The sequence below is a fragment of the Micromonospora sp. URMC 105 genome (genome assembly GCF_051386295.1).
In the GTDB taxonomy this organism is placed as follows: Bacteria; Actinomycetota; Actinomycetes; order Mycobacteriales; family Micromonosporaceae; genus Micromonospora.
Map to the genome: position 1 here is coordinate 1 of NZ_JBPQTL010000187.1, position 2,452 is coordinate 2,452.

Below are 2,452 nucleotides of genomic sequence, written 5' to 3' on the forward strand. Positions count from 1 at the left end.
CGGCCCGGTCACGCCGCCACCGCCAGCCGCCGGAACAGCATCGCGGACTGGAACCCCCCGAAGCCGCTGCCCACCGAGAGCGCCACGTCCACCGGCGTCTCCCGGGCCACGTTCGGCACGTAGTCCAGGTCGCACTCCGGGTCGCGGGTGGACCAGTTGGCGGTGGGGGGCACCACGCCGTACTCGATGGCCAGGGCGCAGGCGGCCATCTCGATCGAGCCGATCGCGCCGAGCGAGTGCCCGACCATGCTCTTGATCGAGCTGATCGGCACCTGGTAGGCGGCCTCGCCGAGCGCCCGCTTGAACGCCGCCGTCTCGTGCCGGTCGTTCTGCCGGGTGCCGGAGCCGTGCGCGCTGATGTAGGAGACGTCCGCCGGGGCGAGCCGCGCCTGCCGCAGCGTGTCGCTGATGGCCAGCGCCATCTCCACCCCGTCCGGGCGCAGCCCGGTCATGTGGAAGCCGTTGCTGCGGCTGGCGTACCCGGCGAGTTCGCAGTAGACGTGCGCGCCGCGCCGGCGGGCGTGTTCCCACTCCTCCAGCACCAGCACCGCGGCCCCCTCGGCGAGGACGAAGCCGTGCCGGTCGGCGTCGAACGGCCGGGAGGCGTGCGCCGGGTCGTCGTTGTCCGGGCTGGTCGCCTTGATCGCGTCGAACGAGGCGACGGTGACCGGGGAGATGGGCGAGTCGGCGGCGCCGGCGAGCACCACGTCCGCCTCGCCGTCGACGATCAGCTGGTGGGCGTACCCGATGGCGTCGATGCCGGAGGTGCAGCCGGTGGAGATCACCTGCGCGGGGCCGTGCAGCCCGTGCCGGCAGGCCACGTCGGCGGCGAGGCTGCTCGGCACCAGGGCCTGGTAGAGGTACGGCCCGCCGAGGGCGTGGTCGACCAGCCAGTGCCGGCCGGAGTCGCTGACCCGCACGTACTCCTGTTCCAGGGCCATGGTGCCGCCGACCGCGGTGCCGAGCACCACCCCGGTCACCTGCCGCTCGGCGTCGGTGAGCTCCAGGCCGCTGTCGGCGAGGGCCTCGGTGGAGCAGGCCAGGGCGAACTGCACGTACCGGTCGGCGCGCTGCCGCTCGGCGAGGGTGAGCCCGGCGGCGTCGGCGTCGAAGTCGCACTCGGCCGCGATCTGGGAGCGGAACGGCGACGGGTCGAAGAAGGTGATCCGCCGGGTCGCCGTGCGTCCCTCGGTGACGGTCTTCCAGAACCTGTCCCGGGTGGCGCCGCCCGGCGCGACCACCCCGACGCCGGTGACGACCGTGCGGCGCCCGGTCACGACGCGCCCCGCTGCTCGACCAGCTCGGTGTCGACGTGGCCGAGTTCCGGGCGGGGGGCCAGGGGGCCGAGGTGGAAGACCACCTCGGCGGGCTCGTCGCCGGTGTTGCGCAGCCGGTGCCGGACGTTGCGGGGCACGAACAGCGCCTCGCCGGCGGCCAGCGGCACCGGCTCGTCGTCCAGGTCGACGGTGATCGCGCCGCGCGCGACGTACAGGAACTCCTCGCTGTAGGGGTGGTAGTGCTCGGCGATCCGCTCCCCCGGCGCGAGCGCGGCGACGCCCATGAAGCCCGAGGTGCTGCCGACGGTCTTCGGGCCGAGCAGCACCCGCAGCTCCCCGCCGCGCCGCCGGTCGGCGGCCACGTCGCGGGCGGCGACCAGTCCGGTGGTGATCTCACTCATCGTCGCCTCCCGCGTGCGCCCGCTCGACGCGCTCCTTGATGACGTCGAGCTGCACCCGGCTGTTGGCGTTGATCCGGGCCGTCATGCCGGCGTTGTCCACCGGGGCGGTCGGCTTCATCGCGAAGTCCTGCACCCAGGTCATCCGGACGCCCCCGGGTTCCTCGGTGTAGCGCCAGTGGATCCGCATGTACTCGAACGGCCCGGTCTCCACCCGGTGCGCCCGCACTTCGCGGGCGGCGGGGTCGGCGGTGCGTTCGCTGACCCAGCTCCAGGCGATCCCGTTCTCGTCCGGGTGCATGGTGAGCCGGAAGCGGACGGTGTCGCCGTCGCGGTGCAGGATCTCCACCGCCGCGTACTCGGTGAACAGGTCGGTCCACCGGGCCACGTCGTTGGTCATCTCCCAGACCAGCGGCAGGGGCGCGGCGATGACGATGCTGTTCTCGGTGTGGCCGGGCGGCTGGGCGCGGCGAGCGACCAGGTCCGCGACGGCGGGGATGCTGAGCTGCCCGGCCTGCTCGGGGATCTGCACCCGCCACCGGTCGGCCACCACGGCCGAGAGCTCCAGCAGGGCCAGCGAGTCCATGCCCAGCTCCTCCAGGGAGGCGGCGGGGGCACGGGCGGCCGCGTCGGCGTCCAGGCCGCAGTGCGCCACCAGGATGTCGGTGATCTCGGTGGTCAGCGGCTGGCCGTGGGTGACGGTCATCGGGTCCTCCTCGGAAGCGGTCAGGACTTCTCGGTGGCCGGCGCCGCGGTGGCGGCGACCGGCCGGGTGGT

At 74.0% G+C, this 2,452-nt stretch carries 3 protein-coding genes; all 3 read right to left on the bottom strand.

All coding sequences use genetic code 11. The annotated features are described in order from the left end of the window. Nucleotides 1–8 precede the first annotated feature (8 nt). From ACSNN7_RS28775 to ACSNN7_RS28785, 3 genes are read right to left on the bottom strand one after another with little or no spacing between them, the layout of a single operon-like run. On the bottom strand, nt 9–1,277 hold the full coding sequence (locus ACSNN7_RS28775; RefSeq protein ID WP_436684191.1) for a beta-ketoacyl-[acyl-carrier-protein] synthase family protein: 1,269 nt from the start codon (nt 1,275–1,277) through the stop codon (nt 9–11). Further along, the gene (locus tag ACSNN7_RS28780) at nt 1,274–1,678 is read right to left on the bottom strand and encodes a cupin domain-containing protein (RefSeq protein ID WP_334452711.1); all 405 of its coding nucleotides are present in this window, start codon (nt 1,676–1,678) and stop codon (nt 1,274–1,276) included. The genes ACSNN7_RS28775 and ACSNN7_RS28780 overlap by 4 nt, the downstream gene beginning before the upstream one ends. Continuing rightward, the gene (locus tag ACSNN7_RS28785) at nt 1,671–2,381 is read right to left on the bottom strand and encodes an SRPBCC family protein (protein ID WP_436684192.1); all 711 of its coding nucleotides are present in this window, start codon (nt 2,379–2,381) and stop codon (nt 1,671–1,673) included. Before ACSNN7_RS28785 ends, ACSNN7_RS28780 begins: the two co-directional genes overlap by 8 nt. Nucleotides 2,382–2,452 lie beyond the last annotated feature (71 nt).